Here is a 21,052-nt window from a genome sequence, read left to right on the forward strand (position 1 = left end):
ACAGGGGCGTCCTCATGATATAATTTATGAAAGAAAAGCGTAAATAATGAACGAACAGGGACGGATCAGTAATGGATGAAACGACTTTTAAAATTAATCTGGTAGAAGATGAAGAAACCCTGGCGTCAATTCTTAAAGCCTATATGGAAAAAGAAGGCTGGGAGGTTTCCGTATTTCATACGGCTGAAGAAGCCGTGAAATATATGCATAACGGTGTCCACCTGTGGATACTTGATATTATGCTTCCGGGCATGAATGGTTATGATCTGTTAAAAAAAATTAAAGAGAATCATTCAGAACAGCCGGTAATATTTATTTCAGCGAGGGACCAGGATCTGGATAAAATCATCGGACTCGAGCTCGGAAGTGATGATTATCTGGCGAAGCCTTTTCTGCCCAAGGAACTGGTTATCCGCGCACAAAAATTGTTACATCGTGTATACGGTAACGGCATACATGAGAGTATGCTTGTAATATCCAGATATCAAATTGATGTGGTCAGACGAAAAGTCTTCGATGAAGAAGAACATGTCATCGATCTGACGACCAAAGAATTCGATGTCCTTCTTTATCTGGTGGAAAATGCCAATGTGGCGAAATCGCGGAAAGAAATTCTGAATGAAGTATGGGGAAAAGATTATGTAGGATCTGATCGCGCGGTCGATGATGTGGTACGACGGATCAGAAGAAAACTGAGCAGACTTTCTCTTGAAACAGTTTACGGTTCCGGATACAGGGTTGTGTCCTGATGATTCGGATAAGGTGGACACTGACCAAGCGTATCTGGCTTTCTTTTGCTTTGCTGATCCTGCTGATCGGTGTTGTGACATCCATTGTTTATCCTTTTATGATAAAAAGTGCCTTGCGGGAGGATTCCTTTGATACGATTGAATATGTACAGGAGACGCTGTATCAGGGCAGAGGAAATTATGGAATCGGAGACTCGAAAACGGAACTGGACCGTCAGCAGGCGGCTAAAGCTGTTGGCAATGTGATTATCGACGGATCATATGATCAGCTGTATGGTAATCTGATTCGTCAGCCTTCAGTTTATAAACGGATCAGGCGGGATTTGGTCAGCCAGAATGTGAACGTGAAGCGGTACGAGCTGGAATATCAGGGTGCGACATTGTATTATGTGGTCAGAAAGGTTACTGATAATCTCGGCCATGCTTATCTCGTGTCCTATATGTGGGATACATACCCGAAAGAACTGATGCATGAACTTTGGACACGCATGATTTATATATTTATCGTTGTCGGGATTTTCAGTCTGTTTATTTCCTTCTGGCTGGCAAGATATTTAAAGCGTCCTCTGGATATATTAGGAAGACGTTTCGAAGAAATTTCGCGTCTGAACTGGGAAAAACCATTTGAATGGAAAGGTGATGAAGAATTTGAACGCCTGTCTTCTCAGTTTGAGAAGATGAGACGCAACCTGATCAAATACGATAAATCGCAAAAGGTATTTCTGCAGCAGGCCTCTCATGAACTGAAGACCCCGATTATGGTGGTTCACAGTTATGCCCAGTCTTTAAAAGACAAAATTTATCCCCGGGGAAATCTGGATGATTCTATCGACGTCATCATTAATGAAGCGGAACAGATGGAGACAAAGGTGAAAAAACTGCTTGACTTTACCCGGTTTGATTCTTTAAGCGGTCAGACCATTGATTATCACCTGATTCGGTTCGGTGATCTTGCCGTCCGAATCAGGGAACGTCTGGGGGTTCAGCGTCCGGATATCACCATTGACATTGAAGGTGAAGAAACAGTGGTCTGGGGAGACAGAGAACAGCTTCAGACCGTTTGCGAAAATCTGGTGGAAAATGCGCTGCGCTACGCCAAAAAAAGGATCACGATGAAAGCCGTTGGATCAGGTCATGAGACGCGGATTTCGATTGAAAATGATGGGGAACACATTCCGGAGAACCAGCTGACATCCATGTTCCGCCCCTTTGAAAAAGGAAAAAAAGGTCAGTTTGGGCTCGGACTGGCGATTGTCAGCCGGATTGTCCATTCTCATGGTGGCAGCATCACCGCAAGGAACCTGGCAGAGGGTGTTGCTTTTGTGATCACCCTTCCTGCACCTCCGGACGGGGTATTGCCGGAGGAAGAGCGATAAAATATAACATGCTATTGAAAGGTTAACGAGTGATCGTCTGTTGATCAGAAAGGGATGATTCTATTTGAAAGGTATTGCATTCTATAAGGAGGGCGAGCATGTTCGCGATTTTCTTTTGATCAAATCAGTCAAACGCGGGACGGCTAGTAACGGTAAACCCTTCCTCACGCTAATTCTTCAGGATAAAACAGGGGACATTGAATCGAAACTCTGGGGCTCGACTCCCGAGGATGAAAAAAACTATGTCACCGGAGTGGTCGTTCTGGCAGAAGGCGACATCACGACATTCCGCGGGAGAAATCAATTCAAGATCCGCAATATCCGCATGGCGGATGCGCGTGATGCAATAGATAAATCCGAACTTGTCATGGCTGCACCGGTTTCGGCAGATGAGCTGAAAGACAAAATCACCCAGTTTTTATTCGATATAAAAAATCCGGTGATTCAGAGGCTGACGCGGGCCTTGCTCAAAAAGCATCATCAGTCTTTTTTTGAATATCCGGCAGCGGTACGCATCCATCATAATTTCCTGTCCGGGCTGGCCTATCATGTATGTTGCATGCTGGAGCTGGCCAGATCGGTTGTGAAGTTATATCCGGAAATCAACAGTGATCTTCTGTATGCAGGTATTATCCTGCATGATATGGGGAAATTGAAAGAATTATCCGGAGTGACCGCGACACGTTATACCCTTGAAGGAAACCTGATCGGGCATATCTCAATCATGGTCGATGAGATCGGTGAGGTGGCAAAAGAGCTGGATATCGAGGATAAAGAGGAAGTGCTGCTGCTGCAGCACATGGTGCTCAGTCATCATGAACATCCTGAATGGGGGAGTCCGAAACCGCCGATGTTTAAAGAAGCAGAAATCCTTCATATTCTGGATGACATGGATGCGAAGATTAATATTATGACACGGGCGATTCGAAAGACACGCCCGGGTGAATTCTCAGAACGGATTTTTGCAATGGATAATCGTTCTCTGTACAGACCGTCATTTGATCAGGCTGAAGAAAAAGAACAGGAAAAACTTTCATCGGACTCTGAAAAGCACGACTGAAGACGTCTAATTGTCCAGACTTCCGCATAGAGATAGGGTACAGGCTTCGTGATACGAAACGGTATCCTTATCTATCATTTATGCGGGAGGCGGAAAAATGAAACAGGCAAGACGTTCACTTTATGCTGTTGCCCTGCTTTTTTTACTCTTCATGATGCAACAGTTCGGTATGACTGATCCGGTATTGACCGCAATGGAAAGTGTGGACTGGTGGGTGTATCTGCTACTTGCCGGCATTCTGTTCAGCGGCTACCAGGCCTTTTCCTTTTCCAGACAGGATAAGGAAGTGGATCAGGAATGGGTGGAAACACAGGGAAATGTCTATATGAAACGTATTGAGGCAGAGAAACAACGGCGTCATAAAGGAAAAAATCCCAAAGCCATGTAGATGTGGCTTTGGGATTTTTTTCGGTTTTGGTACTGATTGAAGTGATACTTTATTGAGCTGCCGACGCATTATTGAATAGATCTTTGAAATCTTTATCCTCTACTTTTATATTGGCCTCTTTAATCAGTTTCTGCATGACTTCACTCTGTGATTTCTGTTTGCTTGCCAGATACGCTTCTTTTGCAGACGATTTGAGCGAATTATAATCATCACGCTTACCCTCAAGCTTGATAATATGGTATCCACCGTCCGTCTTAGAGTAGACAGGACTGCTGATCTGGCCGACTTTCAGTTTCATGGCTGCATTGCTGAATTCTGGAACCATGGTGGACTGCTTGAACCAGCCCAGTTCGCCGCCGGCATTTTTTGTGGCTGTATCGATTGTGTTCTTTTTCGCAAGTTCAGCGAAATCGGCACCGCCCTTTAACTGTTTGACCAGGTTATCTGCTGTCTTCTTATCCTGAACCAGGATATGACTGGCTTTCAGCTCAACCAGCTGATTCGCATTCTTATTAAAATAATCCTTTAGATCCTTATCTGAGACTTTGATTCCTTCCTGCTGTGCTTTGGTCATCATCAGAGAATCTTTGATCTGACGTTTAAACTGACTTTTCTTCAGATTGTTTTGAGCAAGTGCCTGTTCAAACTGCTGCTCGCTCGGGAAAGACTTAACGACCTCATTATATTTTTTGTCCACGGCCTTCCCGGACACGTTATACTTGTCTTGAAGCAGTTTCTCAAATACAAGATTCTGAAGGACCTGATCTCCGTATGTTTTTTTCATTTCATTGTAGAAATCCGCTTTGGTAATGTTCCCACTATCTGTTTTTACAACAGCAGCACTGCCCTCACCGTTTCCGCATGCGGAAAGGCTTGCGAGAACGAGCACCGCAGTAAGTACGATAATCAGTTTCTTCACTATGTCCACTCCTATTATGAATTGTTCCATTCTACTTACAGTTTTTCGAAGGAACGCTTTTTTATCCGTCGCACTTATTTTTTCTTAAGAGAAATGACGGATTGAATTAACACTGTCCATTCTAACCGAAAACAGGAGCGGTTGTCGAGAATGGAAAACAGCAGGACCTTTCTGAACGAGAATGAGCGAACAGATTGAAGTAGCGCCTTTTGCCGTGAGATGGAAATAAGCTATAATAAATTAATGCGAAAAGAGTTTTCAAAACACAATGGATGCGTCACTGATATTTAAGCCTGAGAGGGGCATAAAGCGTGTTAACAGGTCTTAGAAAAGCAAGACATCAGAAAAGAGAAAGAAATTTCTGGAAAACAGCTTTTTTTGTACTCTTGCTGCTCATCCTCGCTGCGGTACTTTTTCTGACCATTGCACTTACCGGCGGGTCTTCAGAGAAGGAATTACAGCAGGACAACCTGGATGACAAGAGCAGGAGTGAGGCTATTTTTACTGTACAGGCAAACAGGCAGCAACTGGAATCGCTGATCAACAATCAGATCAGGTCCGCTGAGAATGATCGTCTGACTTATCACGTAACGATCGGAAAACACCTTGTGCTGAAAGGCCATTTTCGGCTTCTCTTCACTGGTATTCCCTTCTCACTGACTTTTGATCCGAAAGTCAGTCATGGAGACATTATATTAAAGGAAGCTGATGTAAAAATTGGAAGTCTGAACCTTCCGGATAAAGAGGTATTAAGCTTTCTGAAAGCCGGTACGGATTTTCCGGAATGGGTCGTCATCAACCCGAATCATCGTGAAATATATATTAACCTCACTCAAGTGAAGATACAGGATGGTCTGTATCTCAGAGCAGAGACGATTAATCTGCCGGATGAGGTATCCTTTACTGTTCATCAGCAGGACAAGGGCAAATGATACAGACTTGTGAACGGACTTGCTATAACATCGGGTATGCGTGATACAATAAGCATTGGAAACGTTTTACCGAACGTCACAACTGGAGGCGAAGAGGATGAAAACATTTTTACAAAAACTAGAAAAATATGCGGAATTAGCGGTCAAAGTCGGTGCGCATGTGCAAAAGGGGCAGGAAGTGATCGTCAAATCTCCCATCGATGCCGGAGAACTGGCGAGAATGGTGACGAGGAAGGCGTATGAGGCAGGAGCGAAACGCGTCTATTTTAACTGGACGGATGATCAATTGGACAGAATGCGTCTGAAATATGCCAATGAAGAAGTGATTCGTGAGTATCCAGTCTGGAAAGCGGATATGCTTGAGTCCCTTGTCAAACGGGGAGCAGCATGTATTGATATCCGTACAACCGGAATCGGCATGACCGACGGCATCGATCCTCATAAAGTAGCACTGAATCAGGAGGCTATGTGGACGGCGCTGAATACGTATTATGATTATCGGATGAATGACCGTGTCAGCTGGACGATTCTGATTTATCCAACTGTAGAGTGGGCGAAGAAGCTCTTCCCGGGGAAAATACGGGAGGTGGCGATGAACGATCTCTGGGATGTGATCTTCCGTATGACCCGTGTTGACCGGGAGGATCCGATTCAGGCGTGGGAAGCCCATTTGGATACACTGGCGAAAAAGCGGGCCGTACTGAATAAGAAAAAATACACGAAACTTCATTATCATGCGCCGGGAACGGACCTTGACATTGCATTTGATCCACTGTATCACTGGGACGGCGGTGCTTCGACAGCAGCTAACGGGGCCAGATTTGTCGCCAACATGCCGACTGAAGAAGTCTATACTCTCCCGGATAAGAACGGTGTGAACGGGACAGTTACGAGCACCAGGCCATTGATTTATGGGGGTACTCTGATTGAGAACCTGTCTCTGACCTTTGAAAAGGGGCGTATCGTAAAGGTACATGCAGAGCAGGGTGAAAAAGTCATCAGGCGTCTGATCGAAACAGACGAAGGTTCGCATTACCTGGGTGAAGTCGCCCTCGTACCTGATGATTCACCGATATCAGCATCGGAAATGGTATTTCATACGACATTATATGACGAAAACGCGTCTTGTCATCTGGCGATCGGAAAAGCGTATCCGACCTGTCTGGATGGAGGGGCGGATATGTCTCGTGATGAATTGAACGCGCACGGTGCAAATGACAGCCTGGTTCATGTCGATTTTATGATTGGATCAGCTGAGCTTGATATTGACGGCCAGACAGCGGACGGAAAATGGGAGCCGGTTTTCCGAAACGGACTTTGGGCTTTCTGATGAAGAAACAACTGGCGCCTGTCCTAGCAGCTTATACTGATGTCGAAATACTGAAGAAACCCCTGGATGGTTAATCATCCAGGGGTTTCCCTATCAAATCAGAGGGAGGGTGGCGTCTGTTCCTCTCCCGGTTTCTTTTCCGGGGAGTGTGCCTGCAGTTTATTGGTCAGTTTCTCTTTTGCAGCTTCAAGCTGGACAACATTATTCTTGATTCTTGTCAGATAAGGCTGAACATCCTCTTTCCATTCTTTGAGCAGACTGCCCAAATCTGAGACCGTTGATTTCAGAACAGGAACACTGTCATCTTTTAAAGCAATCACCCGATCTTTTACAACACCCAGATTGTCTGCGGCATCTTTCAGGGGCTGCTGAATCGATGATGCTTTTTTCTTTATTTCATTTCTCACTTCAGCACCATTTTTAGGCGTTGTCAAAAGCACCACCGTACCGCCGACAGCACCACCGATGATCGCGCCCAGGGTGTATGACAGGAATTTACCCAATATCTGTCACCTCTTTATGAAGTATTCTGTTTATACTATATATATTATACCCTACTTGTGATCTGTTATCACTTCATGTCCCTTGCTCCTGGCTGAACAGGCTCAAAAAAAGCCCCTGCTGATCAGCAGGGACCGACGACACTTTATGAGTTAATGTGTTAACGATTTAGGGTTACTTTGAATCAACTGGCTTCTCCGGGCGATGCGTATAATGATCGGGTAGAGTATAGCGACGCAGACCATATTGAAGGCAGCCGTAGGAAGTACGAGCGCCAGATACAGCGTCGGAAAAGACAGGGGAGCATTCATCAGCAGGATCATCGAGCCAAGGAATATAGCACCGCTTAATGCCGTTCCCAAAAAGCTGATAGCCAAGCAGGTGAAATATTTCGTTTTGCCTGCCATTTTTGATGCAATAAGCTGATAGGCAAAGAATACCGCGACAGTTGTTGTAAATTTATCGATCACTGACGGAATCTGTCCGGCCGGCATCGAAGTCGTCAATGCGCCGAGTATTCCGGCAGCAAGACCAATCGCGAGAAAGGATTTATAATCAGCAAAAAAGTACAGGGCAAGAAAGAGCAGGACCAGCATCAAGTCCGGTTTCATTCCGAAGAAAAACCCGGGAACAATCGCATGCAGAACGGCTCCTATGGCTAAAAATAATCCAACAATAATTAGTTTTTTTAACTCCATTCTAATCTCTCCTCAGCTAAGCTGTTTTTTCCTCCAGCAGTGCCCCACCGGCCTGCTGCAAGGTGTAATCAATAATATACACGTCATGCTCAGAAAATGCAATATTTCTAAACAGGTCTTTTACGGCTTTTCAATGTTTTTCGCGATTTCTTCGGCGATATGAGCGAACTGCTCCTTTGAGTAGTCATCTGTATGCGTCTTAAAGCCGAAGGTAAAGGTGTCGGAATCGCCATAACGCGGAATCAAATGTAAATGATAATGGAAGACACTCTGCCCGGCAATCGATCCGTTATTATTCAGCAGATTGATACCTTCCGGATGGAACGCTTTGTTAATGGCTGCTGCAATCATCGGAACGCGGCGGAAGAGTCCGGCGGCTATATCCGGATTCAGATGAAATATATCTTTCTGATGGACTTTCGGAATGATCAGCGTATGCCCTTTTGTCACCTGACCGAGATCAAGGAAGGCATATACATCCTCATCTTCGTAAACTCTGGCACTTGGGATCTCTCCACGTATGATTTTGCAGAATATGCAATCTGACTCTTCCGTCATGATCTTCATCCTTTCTGTTACCGGCTTTTTATTTCAATAGAATTGACTCTATTTTATCACATCTTTGTGTTCCGTGAAGGGGGAAGGAATATATGATCGTCATTCCGGAATATTCTTGAATGTATCCGCTTCTTCTGATTTAATTAGGATAGTATGCATTTGATAATTGGAGGAATCTCATGATCTATTTACTCAGCCTTCTTGCGTTAACTTTAAATCCTGCAGTCTGGCTGAAATATCGCCGCCGAAAAGCTTTCATACTGACACAGGCAGGAAGGCTCGCCCTTGGCCTCCTGATCGTCTTCGTGCTGTCTTATTTCGGGCTGGTTGATCAGACCTGGCAGGCGTTTCTCAGCTATGGTTCGCTGATCTGGGGTATTTTCCTGGTGGCGGATGTTACCTATTACAGGACGCGGTTCGGCACTATATCCCCTGCTCTGGGCGTGATTTTGATTCTCTTTTTCTGTTATCTTCATTTTCTTTATCCCTTAACCATTACCAGGGCGCAGTATCACTATGTTGCAGAGCGGACAACGGTTGTGGAAAAAGACGATATATCCATGGATGAGCAGCATATCCCGGTTGTCCCGGAAAAATATGCACGTTATAAAAGTGAGAAAGTGCTGGGTGAACTGGATCATGTTTCTTATTATGAGCTTGGCCATACCTCACTGCAGAAAATTGACGGACACCTGTACTGGGTTACACCGATTGAGTATACCGGATTTTTTAAATGGATGAACAGTCATCAGGTTCCGGGTTATATCCGGATGAACGCAGAAAATGAAAATGCCAGTGCTTCTCTTGTAAAGAGCAAGATGAAATATGTACCAACCGCCTATTTTAATGAGGACCTGAAGCGACATGTCAGAAGTTCTCATACCAGTCAGGTTCTGTTCCGTCCCAGTTTTGAACCGGACGAATCCGGAAAGCCTTACTATGTGATGGCTTATGGTTATTACCAGAAGCTGCGTCAGATTCCCGACATACAGGGGGTGTTTGTTATCGATCCGGAAACAGGAAGGATAAAAGATTACAAGATGGACGCCATACCTGCTTTTATCGATCAGGCAATCCCTTCAAATATAGCGGAGGAATGGAATCGGTGGTACGGTGAAAATGTCCACGGGTTCTGGAACAGGCATTTTGCTCAGGAAGATGTGAAAAGCCCGACGGAATGGTCTCAGTCTGATGAGGTGAACGGCGTTTTCAATCATAAACTTGCTCTGAACTGGTTCACGGATTTTACAAGACCAAAATCTGGCAGCGGCGCGATGGTCGGCTATTCCATGCTCGATACACGGACCGGAAAAATGATATACTATTCCGGTGCAAATGGTTTAATCAACGGGAAATCAGCAATGAATGTTGCGGAGAAGACATTTAAGCAGAATAAATATGCAGCAGGCATTCCCAATCTGTACACGATTTATGGGCAGAAGACGTGGGTCGTCCCTTTAATGGACACCAACGATGTGCTTCGTGAGATTATGCTGATTCATGCAAAGAACGAGAATGTCTATAGCGCGGAAACCGATAAACGGACGTTATTTGACAACTATAAATATACCGTTGCGACGCGCGTAGCAAGTGATGATGCCGCTCCGACTGATCAGGCATTATTGAAGGAACTGAGCGCGCCTGTGACCCAGATTTACAGATACCAGGATACTGAGTCGCATCAGACGGTGACACAGTTTATGCTCAAAGGTCAGGAAAAGATCTTTACCGTCTCTTCCCGGCAAAATCCTTATACTGTATTTATGCGTGCGGGAGATCAGGTGTCGATTCAGTATGTCGATACCGATGAAAAGATTTTATCTGTGAAAAAAATCAAATTTACCGGATCCTGAATAAAAGAAAAAGCAGGGATAGAGACAATATGACAAAAGTTTTAACGGTAAACCATCTGAGCGGAGGCTATTCGCGGCAACACCCTGTGCTGAACGATATTTCGTTTGACGTGAAGCCCGGGGAACTGGTTGGCCTTGTCGGCCTGAATGGTGCAGGAAAGAGTACGACGATTAAGCATATACTAGGCCTTCTAGATCCCTTTGACGGGGAAATCCGTGTCGAAGGGATGACGATCCGGGAAAATCTGACGGGTTACAGGCAGAAGATGGCTTATGTACCGGAGATGCCCGAGCTGTATGAACAGATGACGCTGAAGGAACATCTCGAGCTGACGGCGATGGCGTATGATCTGGACAAAACCAGCTTTGAAAAGCGGAGCAAGAGACTCCTTCGCCTGTTTCATCTGGAAAAGAAGCTGAACTGGTTCCCCATCCATTTTTCCAAGGGGATGCGGCAGAAGGTGATGATCATGTGTGCCTTTCTCGTCCGGCCTGATCTGTATATTGTCGATGAACCGTTTGTCGGCCTTGATCCGCTCGGCATTCAATCATTGCTTGACCTGATGGTTGAAATGAAAAAAGAAGGAGCGGCCATCCTGATGTCGACGCACATTCTCTCGACAGCAGAACAGTACTGTGACCGTTTCATCATTCTTCATGAAGGGAAAATTGTCGTTCAGGGGACTCTGGATGAGATTCGTGCCCGTTATGGTGATCCGAATGCTTCGCTGCAGAATATTTATCTGGCAGTGGCAAGGGGCGAGACAAAATGGTTCAGCTGAGCAAACTGTGGGAGAAGCGCTGTTCCGATAACTTTCAGATGCAGCTGAGGTACTGGAATCTGATTGGAAAGAACAGCGGTTTGATGTTCTTCCTTTATGCCATGGTCATTATTGGCAGCTTTTATTATAAAAAATGGCTGGACGGGCTTCCTGCGGAATTTCCGGGCGCACTGCTTCTATGTGCGGTCCTGACCCTTCTTTCAATTCGCTCGCCGGTGCGGACGTTTACCAGACCCGCGGACCAGGTCTTTCTGCTTCCGATGGAGGCACATCTTTCCGGCTATTTCAGGAAAAGCAGAGTATACAGTTTTATCATGCAATGTCTGGTCCTGTTTCTGATCCTTCTCGTGGGGGCGCCGCTGTACATGCATTCAGGCGGAACCATCCGGTCCTGGATCGTTGCGGCTGCGGCAGTATTTGCTGCGAAGGCATGGAATATTGACTGCCACTGGCAGGAGCAGTTCATCCGTTATGTGTTTCCGCTGAAACTGCTGCGCTGGGGACTGACCTTTCTGCTGCTCTCAATGGCTTTTTTTCGCTTCCCGTGGATTGCGGCTTTGTTCTGCCTCCTGGTTATGATTCTGTCTTCAGTCTTCCTGTATCACCGTCAGGCTGACTCCGGACTTCTGAACTGGGGAAGCGTGATTGAGATGGAGGAGAGACAGGCCATGCATTTTCTCCGATTTGCCAATTTGTTTACTGATGTTCCCCGCCTGAGGCATCGGGTGAAGGCAAGAAGACTGCTCAGTGGTCTCTTTCCTGTCCGTTCTTTTAATCGAGCCGCTGTCTATCAGCAGCTGTTTGTGAAGACGTTTATCCGATCAGACGATTATCTGGGGATGTACGTACGTCTGACGCTGATCGGAAGTCTGGCCTGCCTGCTGCCTGTCGGGTACTATACTGCGTTTCTTGTCGGGTCTGTGGTTTATCTGACAGGATTGCAGCTTTTACCCCTTTGGAAGCATCCGTTTCCTCAGGCACTTACCGGCCTGTATCCTGTTCCGGATGCATTCAGACAGCACAGCTTTGTTCGGTTTGTTTTTATTCTCCTGTCGGTACAAAGCCTCTTGCTCAGCATCTTTGCAGCGATCGGTGCCGGATCCCCGGCAGGCTTCCCATTATTTCTCGCTGCAGGACTGGCTGTCAGTCTGATTTTCTCCTCGGTTTACATCAGGCGCAGAGTGAGCAGCGAACGAAACCATTGAAACGCTGAAGAGAAGAGAGAAAAAAGGAACGGTCGCGACCGTTCCTTTTTATACATGCTGCTCAGGCGAAAAGCGGATCTTTCAGCGTCTTTGCCAGCTTTTCGAAATGACTCTGTTCATCGGCGATCATGTCTTCCAGTTTAACCACGAGTTCAATTAAGCCGAGTTCCTGAGCCTGGCTGCGCCGCTGCTTGTAATTCTCAAGCGTATCCGCTTCTGCTTTACGTGCCTCTTCAAGCATGGCTTTAGCTTCGGTGACTTTTTTAACCGGTGCCGGGACCGTTGTCGGCTCACCGCCGAGATTAGCGATTTTTTCCGACAGGTATGCAGCATGCCCAAGTTCGTCCGGAATTTCTGCTTCAAAAAAAGGCTTCAGTATCTGGTAATTCAGGCCCGATACGGTCGTGGCATAATAATTGTACTGAATGACCGCAGAATATTCACCAGCCAAGTCTTTGTTCAGGCCATCGACTAAGGTCTGCAGTTTTTTATCCATAAGAATCATCCTTTCGTTATACTTTTAAATCTTACCCGTTACTTCTTTATCATAAACCAGTCAGGAAAAATTCACCAAGTGTTACAGACGGATGTCGCATAACTGTAACAATATGGACGATCCGTCTCCGGACGGAGGCAAATACCGTTTCGGGCCTATAGAAATGAGACGGGGGAGCAGGTATAGTAAGATTATACAGAATAAATGAGTTCGATCATGGAAGGGCTGGATTTTATGTCTTTTGGGAAAATACTCATCGCATTGATCATCATCGTACTGGGTATATACTGGATGCTGGACAGTTTGAATATTATTTCCCCGGAAATGATGTCGACTTTTGATGATGGCCTGCCCTATTTAGCCATTTTATTTGGTATTTTGCTTCTTATCGTTCCACTCATTCATCGAAAAAGGCCGAATATCTTCTTCGGACTGTTCTTTCTCATTTACGGTGGTTTACTGCTGGCCGATCAGTATGGTTATCTGATCTTTAAATGGCAGGATTTCTGGAAACTGTGGCCTTACCTGATTATTTATTTTGGACTTTCGATGCTTTTTCAGCGGGATTATTCCATAAAATTTAAAAAAGGCTATTCCAATGATAAGCAGAGGAAAAAGCATATCATATTTGACTGGAATACAAAAGGTGAGGGTGAAAAGGACACAAAGCGGGCATTTGTAAACGATGCCGCTTACCAAAAGGAGAACTGGATGGCAAAACCGATGAATGAGCGGGTCAGGATTGGCAGTTATACATTTGACTTCACAAAGGCATTCATTCCGGATGAAACGATCCCGATCAGGCTCTCAGGATGGGTGGGTGACATTAAAATAACCATGCCTGATGATCTGGAATTCAGAGTCGAAGTCAGAGCCAAAGTCGGTGATGTGAAAATAGACGATGCAGAGCAGAGCGGTGTTTTGAGAAATTATTCCTGGCAAACTGCTCATTATGATCAGGCGGTCCGGAAAATCGATTTTACGTTCGATTTTCAGGTCATCGATTTAAGCATTGATCAGGTGTGATGACAGATGTTTCATTATCATATTCAAACCATTAAATATCAGGCCATTTTAAGTGCTGCTTCAGCTGTGGTGCTTTTCATCCTGTTTCGCATTTACTTCTTTTATCGACCGGATCCGGATGCTTTACTGATCAGCAGTCTGACTTCAGGTGCATGCTTTGTCCTGCAGTTCGTTGTTCAAACGGGATTCGCCATCCGGAACTATCGCCTTTTAAGAAATCAGCTCCAGACTATCGACCTGTACATTAAAACGCTCTCTGCAGGCAAATTATCAGCGCGTATACGTACCGGCAGCAGCGGTTCGATGAGCAGAATCGAACAGTCGCTCAACGATCTGGCCGATAAAATGGATCATCAGGTTAAATCACTGCAGCGTCTGGTAGATGAGAATACCGAAATGAATGCCCGAATCAGAAGTGAAGCCGTGACAGAAGAGCGACAGCGCCTTGCCCGGGATCTTCACGATGCGGTCAGCCAGCAGCTCTTTGCCCTGTCAATGCTGGCATCGGCCGCGGTGAAAATGATTCATTCTCACCCGGACAAAGCAGCAGAAAATCTCACCGACATTTCCGATATAGCCAGAAAAGCTCAGGGTGAGATGAGAGCTTTGCTTTTACATCTGCGTCCCGTCCGGCTGAATAATGAATCCATCAGCGACGGTCTCAGTCGTCTGATCCGGGAACTGGACGGGAAAACGCCGATTCATTTTGAAGCCAGCATTGAAAAAGTGAGCGGCATGACGAAAGGTGTGGAGAATAATCTGTTCAGATTGAGCCAGGAGGCGCTTTCTAATGCACTCAGACATTCTGAAGCGACAAAAGTGCAACTGGGTCTCAGGGAGGACGACGGGTCTGTTGTCCTGTCGATCTATGACAATGGCCGGGGCTTTTCTCCGGATCAGGAAAAGATCGCATCATATGGACTCAAGACGATGCGTGAGCGTGCGGAGGAAATCGGCGGTTCCTATCAACTTACAACACATCAGGGAGAAGGCACGTCCATCCACTTACGGGTGCCGATTCACGGGAGGCGGGCAGAATGATAAAGGATAAAATTAAAGTTCTGATTGTTGATGATCATGACATGGTACGAAAAGGGCTGATTGCCTGTCTGGATACAGAGGATGACATCGAAGTTGTCGGAGAAGCTTCGGGAGGTGCCCAGGGTGTTGAACTGAGTGAGCAGCTTGATCCTGAAGTGATTTTAATGGATCTGATTATGGAACGCGGCAACGGAATCGATGCGACGAAAGAGATCCTCGCAAAGCATCCTTCACGTAAAATCATCATACTGACCAGTTATTATGATGATCAGCAGGTCTTCCCGGCAATCAAAGCCGGGGCAACCAGCTATCTATTGAAAACGTCTTCCGCTGAGGAGATTATTGAAGCGATTCATAAGGCACATAACGGTACAACGGTTCTGGATGGCAAGGTCGCTCAGAAAATTGTGGCCGGATATCACAGGCAGCCGGCTCTTTCTGATCAGCTGACAGAAAGAGAGCGGGAGGTACTGAGACTGATCGCCGATGGCAGGAGTAATGCGGAAATCGCAAAGGTTTTATTCATCGGCATAAAGACGGTTAAGACGCATGTCAGCAGTATTCTGGGAAAGCTGAATGTTTCGGATCGTACTCAGGCAGCTGTTTATGCCTATCAGCACCATCTCTTCCCAGATCAGAAAAAGTGATTTATCTTATTGACAGATCCGGAGACTGACTGTATAATTAAATTACTAACTTAATAGCCTCTTTTAAAGGGGAGTAGCCGAAAGAGAAAAGCCGTCATTACGGGAATAATCCCCGGCTTTCTCTGGCAGCCATGTTGCTGCTGGCCAGACCTTTGCCTCGGACGGACGAAAGGGCAAAGGTTTTTTCATGCGCGCAGCCTTTCTGTCGTACGTACGTCGGAGAGACTGTTTTTATTTTGCCCAAAAAAGATTAAAAGTTACAGGAGGATGAGTGAATGGATATTTTTTCTCTCCAGTTTCTGACGGGACTGCTGCAGATCGTTGCTATTGACCTGATTCTGGCCGGCGATAATGCAATCGTCATTGCTCTTGCTGCAGCGCGGCTTCAGGAACATCAGAGGAAACGCGCAATTCTTTACGGGGCACTGGGTGCCGTTGTAATCCGGGCAGTGGCTACACTGGCGGTTGTCTGGCTGCTGATGATCCCCGGGCTGCATCTTGTCGGTGGGCTTCTTCTTGTCTGGATTGCTTATAATTTGCTCAGAGCGCATCAGTCGAGCAAGCATATTGAGGCAAAAGCCAGCCTGGGTGCGGCGATTAAAACGATTATCATGGCCGATGCCCTGATGGGACTGGACAATGTCCTGGCGATTGGCGGTGCAGCCGGAGGTAATTATTTGCTCGTGATTATCGGACTCCTGATCAGTGTTCCACTTGTCATGGGCGGCAGTACGCTTTTCCTGAAGCTTGTGGATCGTTATACCTGGATCACCTATGCCGGGTCAGGCGTTCTTGCTTTTACTGCGAGTAATATGATTTTTTCTGAGCATTTTATCATTGACGGGCTTTCGGCCTTCTCATGGATTAAGTGGCCGATTATCGCTGTCATCATCGCCGGAGTCATCTATTTCGGATGGAAGAGCAGGCATCCCCGTGCAGCTCAGAAAATCGAGCAATCGGAACAGACGGAATCGATTTAACAGTCGGGATGATGTGAAAAAAATGTTATGATTGTCATTGACAGGATTTCCTGCCAATTCTATACTAAACGCTGGTTTACGAGACACGAAATGAACAGCCTCTCCGCAAACACGTTGGAGAGGCATTTTGTTATGACAGTTTTATTTTATTATTGAGGAGGCACTTTTTTTCATGGATATATTTTCTGTTGCATTCTGGTCATCATTTCTGGCTATTATAGGGATAGATCTGTTTCTGGCGGGCGATAACGCAGTCGTCATCGCTATGGCCGCACGTCGCCTGCCGGATGATCAGCGAAAACGGGCCATTCTTTACGGGACAATCGGTGCGGTCATCATCCGTATCCTGTGCACGGTGACCGTTGTTTATCTTCTGATGATTCCCGGGCTTCATTTTATTGGCGGTATCCTTCTCGTCTGGATCGCTTACAGATTGCTGAAACCGGAAGACCACAATCAGGCAAAGGCTGTAAAAGCGGCAGACAGTATCTGGGGCGCCGTCAGAACGATCATTCTTGCCGATGCCCTGATGAGCCTTGACAATATGCTTGCGGTTGCCGGGGCATCGGGTAATCATCCGCTTCTCGTTGTTATCGGACTCCTGGTCAGCGTCCCGCTTCTGATGGGCGGCAGTGCGATCATCATGAAACTGATCGACCGCTATCACTGGCTGATCTATCTTGGTGCGGCAATACTTGGTGTAACTGCCGGCCGTATGCTCTTCTCGGAACCCTTTGTCAAAGAGGCCCTGGGCAGCGCAACGCAGTGGGTAGAATGGCCGGTTGTCGCAGTGATCACTGTTGTTATTCTTGTGGCAGGACGGGCAACCCAGAAAAAAGCAGCGCGGAAAAGGGCACAGCAACATCATGCCGTCTGATTTACGATGATCAGTCCTTTACAAAAAAGACATTCGGAGTATAATAACATGCATCGGTGAAAAAATACTGAATGGCTATATGAGTAGAAATCGCGCCTTTTTTCGCAGGCGCCTTTTTCTTTCTGGTAAAAATCCGGCATGAAATATGTTAGAAAGCGGGTAACTTCTGTGGCACTCCCTCTCTGGAAGAAAAATCTTTATGTATGCTGGTTTGGCGCCTTTGCGACTGCAGCAGGGATGAGTCAGATTATTCCTTTCCTGCCGCTTTATATTAAACAGCTCGGGGTCAGCAGTACATCTGAAATCGAACGCTGGGCAGGGATCATCTTCGGTGCCACATTTCTCGTTTCTGCGATCGTCTCACCGCTCTGGGGTTCGCTTGCCGACAAGTATGGACGCAAGCCGATGCTGCTGCGGGCGAGTCTTGGCATGTGTCTGGTGGTCTTCAGCATGGCTTTTGCCCAGAACGTCTATCAGCTTCTCGTCATGCGACTGATTATGGGGCTGGTTTCCGGATATATTCCGGCATCCATCATTCTGGTCGCGACACAGACACCGAGAAGTCATGCAGGCTGGTCGCTTGGTGTCCTGTCGACGGGCGGGATCAGCGGTTCCCTGATTGGACCGCTGATTGGCGGTGTCCTTTCTGATTTCATGGGTATGCGGCTGGTGTTTGTCAACACGAGCCTGCTTCTGGGCTGCGCGTTCCTTGCTTCACTGTTTCTGATCAGAGAGCAGGCAGTGCCGAAAAAGGAAAAAACGCCTGGTTTCCGGGAAGTTATCCGGATGACCCCCCATATCGGTTTATTCCTTTCGCTGTTCGTTACCACATTCATGGTTCAGCTGGCAAATATGTCCATCCAGCCGATTATCACCGTATATGTCACGATTCTTGCACCCGGTCATGAACATCTGGAGATCATATCGGGCGTTGTTGTGGCTGCCGCCGGTCTGGCAAGCGTGATTGCGGCTCCCTTTCTGGGCAGGATCTCTGACCGGATCGGACCACGCAGAATTCTGATTTTCTCCCTGCTGCTGACAGGACTGATTTTTGTTCCTCAGGCATTTGTGACCAATCCCTGGCAATTGACCTTTCTCCGCTTTCTGCTCGGTCTGGCCACTGCAGGTACCTTGCCTGCGATTAACACGATTGTAAAGAAGATGGCTCCTGCGGCAATAACCGGCCGGCTATTCGGTTACAATCAGTCTGCCCAATTTCTGGGCACCCTTGGCGGATCACTTCTGGGTGGTCACATGGCCGGAAGCTTTGGCATCCGCTATGTCTTCTTCTCAACGAGCGCCCTTCTATTTCTGAACGCCGGCTGGGTGATCATAACGACCCTTCTTTCAAGAATGCGTCATAAGAAAACCGGAGCCAGGGGAAAAAGGCTCCGGTCTAAAAGCTCTGATTAATGGATGCTTCGTTTCTTGAAACGTCCCCCTTTGACGTCGTGGATATCGCTGATGGCCAGAAAGGCAGATTTATCGATTGAATCTACAATGTTTTTCACTTTTGCCTCTTCAAGACGACTGATTACAGTGAAAATAACATTTTTATCGTTCCCCGTGTAGGCACCCTCCCCATTCAGGAAGGTTACACCGCGGCCTAACCGGTCATTCAGCGCATCCCCGATTTCCTGATGCAGGTCGCTGATGATCCAGACCGCCTTTGAAGATTCGAGACCTTCAGTCACAATATCAATCATTTTAAAGGCAATGAAATAAGCAATCAATGAATACATCGCGTTATTCCATCCAAAAACGAAACCGGCAGAACCGAGAATGAAGATATTTACAAACAGAACAATCTCACCGACGGAAAACGGCGTTTTTTCATTGAACATCACAGCAAGAATTTCCGTACCGTCGGAAGATCCGCCATTTCGAATAATCAGGCCCACGCCAATCCCCATGATGATGCCGCCAAAAACGGCTGCCAGAAGCAGATCGTCGGTGAACCGTGGTATATCATGAAACAGCGTGGTTAACAGAGCAAGCAGGGTTACCCCCACGACAGAACTGATGGTAAATGTTTTGCCCATTTGTTTATAGCCGATGATAAAGAAAGGGATATTTATAAGTACAAGAAACAGCCCGAGCGGCCATCTGCTCAAATGTGCCAGCATGATAGAGATACCGACTACACCGCCGTCGATGATCCGATTCGGGACAAGAAAGACGTCAAGGGCGATGGCGTCAAGGGTGACACCGATACATATAAGCAGGATTCTGATAACAAACTGGCGGACAGTCAGCCCTTTATGTCGTTTCGGGATATTTTGTGCCGGTGCAACAGTATTTTGATCCTGATCCATAAATGATAACAACCTTCCATTTTATTAACTTTTCCAGATATAAATTTTTGTTAAGAAAAACCGGCAATGAAGCGCTGGAATGACGCTGAAAATTGCCGGTGGATTCTGACAGCATGAAGCCTGTTATTTACTTTCTTCTGCTTCTTTTCGGGTCGGCGGAGCCATAAATTCCGTACCGATCGGTTCTTTAATATGTTTTGCCAGAATAGCATCAATATCTTTAAGTGTCTCTTCGTCCAGATGAAAATCAGCGACCTCGGTTGCCGCGGCAATCTGGTCCGGATGTCTCGCTCCCCACAGAGCGATACCATCCTTCGTCTGATCAAGAATCCAGCGCACGGCGAGTGCACGAACGGATTTCCCAAAACGATCCTTCGCAAGTTTTGCCAGTTCATCAACTGCCGCCAGATAATGGGCGAAATGCGGTGCCCTGAATTTCGGATCAGACAGGCGAAGGTCGTCTCCACTAAACTTGCGGTCAGCTGTCATTTTCCCGCTCAGCATCCCCCGGCACAGGCTGCCATAACACAGGGCCACAATCCCGTGCTTTTTGCTGAAGGGAAGGACATCCTTTTCAATGTCCCGTTCAAAGAGATTATAGGGCGGCTGCACGGTATGCAGCGGGGCCACCTTATGGAATGCTTCCATCTGGTCAACGGTGAAATTGCTGACCCCGACGGCACGGATTTTTCCAGCCTTGTACAGCTCTCCCATCGCTTCCGCTGTCTCTTCAATCGGAACGAGCGGATCCGGCCAGTGTACCTGATAAATATCGATGTAATCCGTTCCCAGACGTTTTAAGGAGTCGTCAATCTGTCTGTGGATCAGTTCTTTAGATCCGTTACGAAAGACATTGGTTCCCTGCCAGTCCAGACATACTTTTGTCGCCAGAACGATGTCTTCACGATGGCCATATTCTTTTATGGCCTGTCCGACAACTTTTTCGGAATGGCCCTGACCGTAGGCAGGTGCTGTATCAATCGTTGCAATGCCGCTGTCCAGAGCTTTGTGAATCGTTCTGATGGATTCTCTGTCGTCAGAACCTCCCCACATCCATCCGCCGATCGCCCAGGTGCCCAGAGCAATCCGAGTTGGATGGAGATCTGTTCCTTTGATTGTCGTGGTTTCCATAAAAAAATTCGCCTCATTCATATAAGATATTTTAATTATAGGAAAGATCAGGGACATAAATCAAAAATTTCGATTATTTTCTCCTTCCTGTTGTCTTTGACCGGACTGCTGATCTTAGTTTCTGCCTGTTATTCAGCGCAGCGCCTTTTGGATAATGGCAGGAATAAGGACACAGCGCGCAGAAAACG

The 21,052-nt window shown here is 46.6% G+C and carries 22 protein-coding genes; 15 read left to right on the top strand and 7 right to left on the bottom strand.

Features of this window, described 5'->3' with window-relative positions:
* Window positions 1–71: 71 nt before the first annotated feature.
* The 4 genes from EWH91_RS00490 to EWH91_RS00505 all read left to right on the top strand — a co-directional run bounded on the left by EWH91_RS00490 (window position 72) and on the right by EWH91_RS00505 (window position 3,573).
* Entirely contained in the window at window positions 72–749 is a 678-nt protein-coding gene (locus tag EWH91_RS00490; protein ID WP_129928023.1) for a response regulator transcription factor, read from the top strand.
* Window positions 749–2,125 carry a sensor histidine kinase gene (locus EWH91_RS00495; protein WP_129928024.1) on the top strand — a complete coding sequence of 459 codons (1,377 nt, stop codon included), beginning with the start codon at window positions 749–751 and terminating at the stop codon, window positions 2,123–2,125. Before EWH91_RS00490 ends, EWH91_RS00495 begins: the two co-directional genes overlap by 1 nt.
* A gap of 64 nt (window positions 2,126–2,189) precedes the next feature.
* The gene (gene yhaM / locus EWH91_RS00500) at window positions 2,190–3,185 is read left to right on the top strand and encodes a 3'-5' exoribonuclease YhaM (protein ID WP_129928025.1); all 996 of its coding nucleotides are present in this window, start codon (window positions 2,190–2,192) and stop codon (window positions 3,183–3,185) included.
* A gap of 97 nt (window positions 3,186–3,282) precedes the next feature.
* Window positions 3,283–3,573: a sporulation YhaL family protein gene (locus EWH91_RS00505; protein WP_129928026.1), complete on the top strand. Its 291-nt coding sequence runs from the start codon at window positions 3,283–3,285 to the stop codon at window positions 3,571–3,573.
* Window positions 3,574–3,622: 49 nt separating this feature from the next.
* Here the strand turns inward: EWH91_RS00505 and EWH91_RS00510 are convergent, their stop codons facing one another.
* Window positions 3,623–4,492, bottom strand: coding sequence for a peptidylprolyl isomerase (locus EWH91_RS00510; RefSeq protein WP_129928027.1), 870 nt, complete (start codon window positions 4,490–4,492; stop codon window positions 3,623–3,625).
* Between the two features lie 311 nt (window positions 4,493–4,803).
* Here EWH91_RS00510 and EWH91_RS00515 point away from each other — a divergent pair, with 311 nt between their 5' ends.
* Together EWH91_RS00515 and EWH91_RS00520 are read left to right on the top strand one after the other, a co-directional pair.
* Window positions 4,804–5,424 carry a YpmS family protein gene (locus EWH91_RS00515; RefSeq protein WP_129928028.1) on the top strand — a complete coding sequence of 207 codons (621 nt, stop codon included), beginning with the start codon at window positions 4,804–4,806 and terminating at the stop codon, window positions 5,422–5,424.
* A 97-nt stretch (window positions 5,425–5,521) separates the two neighbouring features.
* On the top strand, window positions 5,522–6,754 hold the full coding sequence (locus tag EWH91_RS00520; RefSeq protein ID WP_129928029.1) for an aminopeptidase: 1,233 nt from the start codon (window positions 5,522–5,524) through the stop codon (window positions 6,752–6,754).
* 98 nt (window positions 6,755–6,852) lie between these two features.
* Here EWH91_RS00520 and EWH91_RS00525 read toward each other — a convergent pair whose 3' ends face one another.
* The 3 genes from EWH91_RS00525 to EWH91_RS00535 all read right to left on the bottom strand — a co-directional run bounded on the left by EWH91_RS00525 (window position 6,853) and on the right by EWH91_RS00535 (window position 8,511).
* Complete coding sequence (locus tag EWH91_RS00525; RefSeq protein ID WP_129928030.1) at window positions 6,853–7,257, bottom strand: YtxH domain-containing protein; 405 nt, start codon at window positions 7,255–7,257, stop codon at window positions 6,853–6,855.
* Between the two features lie 150 nt (window positions 7,258–7,407).
* A complete protein-coding gene (locus tag EWH91_RS00530) occupies window positions 7,408–7,953 on the bottom strand; it encodes a tryptophan transporter (protein WP_129928031.1) in 546 nt (181 codons plus the stop codon).
* Window positions 7,954–8,073: 120 nt separating this feature from the next.
* Window positions 8,074–8,511 (bottom strand): HIT family protein, encoded by a 438-nt coding sequence (locus EWH91_RS00535; RefSeq protein WP_129928032.1) that lies wholly within the window; start codon window positions 8,509–8,511, stop codon window positions 8,074–8,076.
* Between the two features lie 179 nt (window positions 8,512–8,690).
* Between EWH91_RS00535 and EWH91_RS00540 the strand changes: the two genes are divergently transcribed.
* Genes EWH91_RS00540 through EWH91_RS00550 form a run of 3 tightly spaced genes read left to right on the top strand, consistent with a single transcriptional unit; the run spans window position 8,691 to window position 12,351 of the window.
* Window positions 8,691–10,364: a hypothetical protein gene (locus tag EWH91_RS00540; protein WP_129928033.1), complete on the top strand. Its 1,674-nt coding sequence runs from the start codon at window positions 8,691–8,693 to the stop codon at window positions 10,362–10,364.
* A 29-nt stretch (window positions 10,365–10,393) separates the two neighbouring features.
* Window positions 10,394–11,146 carry an ABC transporter ATP-binding protein gene (locus tag EWH91_RS00545; protein ID WP_129928034.1) on the top strand — a complete coding sequence of 251 codons (753 nt, stop codon included), beginning with the start codon at window positions 10,394–10,396 and terminating at the stop codon, window positions 11,144–11,146.
* The gene (locus EWH91_RS00550; protein WP_129928035.1) at window positions 11,134–12,351 is read left to right on the top strand and encodes an ABC transporter permease; all 1,218 of its coding nucleotides are present in this window, start codon (window positions 11,134–11,136) and stop codon (window positions 12,349–12,351) included. The genes EWH91_RS00545 and EWH91_RS00550 overlap by 13 nt, the downstream gene beginning before the upstream one ends.
* 61 nt (window positions 12,352–12,412) lie before the next feature.
* On the opposite strand, the gene EWH91_RS00555 is transcribed toward EWH91_RS00550, so the two are convergent.
* Window positions 12,413–12,847, bottom strand: a complete 435-nt coding sequence (locus EWH91_RS00555; protein ID WP_129928036.1) for a ferritin-like domain-containing protein — start codon at window positions 12,845–12,847, stop codon at window positions 12,413–12,415.
* Between the two features lie 234 nt (window positions 12,848–13,081).
* On the opposite strand from EWH91_RS00555, the gene liaF reads away from it, so the two are divergent.
* From liaF to EWH91_RS00585, 6 genes are all read left to right on the top strand, one after another.
* The gene (gene liaF / locus EWH91_RS00560) at window positions 13,082–13,873 is read left to right on the top strand and encodes a cell wall-active antibiotics response protein LiaF (RefSeq protein ID WP_165364199.1); all 792 of its coding nucleotides are present in this window, start codon (window positions 13,082–13,084) and stop codon (window positions 13,871–13,873) included.
* 6 nt (window positions 13,874–13,879) lie between these two features.
* A complete protein-coding gene (locus EWH91_RS00565; RefSeq protein ID WP_129928038.1) occupies window positions 13,880–14,914 on the top strand; it encodes a sensor histidine kinase in 1,035 nt (344 codons plus the stop codon).
* Window positions 14,911–15,561, top strand: a complete 651-nt coding sequence (locus EWH91_RS00570) for a response regulator (RefSeq protein WP_129928039.1) — start codon at window positions 14,911–14,913, stop codon at window positions 15,559–15,561. The genes EWH91_RS00565 and EWH91_RS00570 overlap by 4 nt, the downstream gene beginning before the upstream one ends.
* A gap of 275 nt (window positions 15,562–15,836) precedes the next feature.
* Window positions 15,837–16,541 carry a TerC family protein gene (locus EWH91_RS00575; protein WP_129928040.1) on the top strand — a complete coding sequence of 235 codons (705 nt, stop codon included), beginning with the start codon at window positions 15,837–15,839 and terminating at the stop codon, window positions 16,539–16,541.
* A 172-nt stretch (window positions 16,542–16,713) separates the two neighbouring features.
* On the top strand, window positions 16,714–17,418 hold the full coding sequence (locus EWH91_RS00580) for a TerC family protein (RefSeq protein ID WP_129928041.1): 705 nt from the start codon (window positions 16,714–16,716) through the stop codon (window positions 17,416–17,418).
* 168 nt (window positions 17,419–17,586) lie between these two features.
* Window positions 17,587–18,831 (top strand): multidrug efflux MFS transporter, encoded by a 1,245-nt coding sequence (locus EWH91_RS00585; protein ID WP_129928042.1) that lies wholly within the window; start codon window positions 17,587–17,589, stop codon window positions 18,829–18,831.
* Here EWH91_RS00585 and EWH91_RS00590 read toward each other — a convergent pair.
* Together EWH91_RS00590 and EWH91_RS00595 are read right to left on the bottom strand one after the other, a co-directional pair.
* Window positions 18,828–19,733 carry a YitT family protein gene (locus EWH91_RS00590; protein ID WP_129928043.1) on the bottom strand — a complete coding sequence of 302 codons (906 nt, stop codon included), beginning with the start codon at window positions 19,731–19,733 and terminating at the stop codon, window positions 18,828–18,830. The two genes, EWH91_RS00585 and EWH91_RS00590, sit on opposite strands and share 4 nt — an antisense overlap.
* A gap of 123 nt (window positions 19,734–19,856) precedes the next feature.
* Window positions 19,857–20,864 carry an aldo/keto reductase gene (locus tag EWH91_RS00595; RefSeq protein ID WP_129928044.1) on the bottom strand — a complete coding sequence of 336 codons (1,008 nt, stop codon included), beginning with the start codon at window positions 20,862–20,864 and terminating at the stop codon, window positions 19,857–19,859.
* Window positions 20,865–21,052 lie beyond the last annotated feature (188 nt).

It is taken from the genome of Sporolactobacillus sp. THM19-2 (assembly GCF_004153195.1).
Lineage (GTDB): Bacteria > Bacillota > Bacilli > Bacillales > Sporolactobacillaceae > Sporolactobacillus.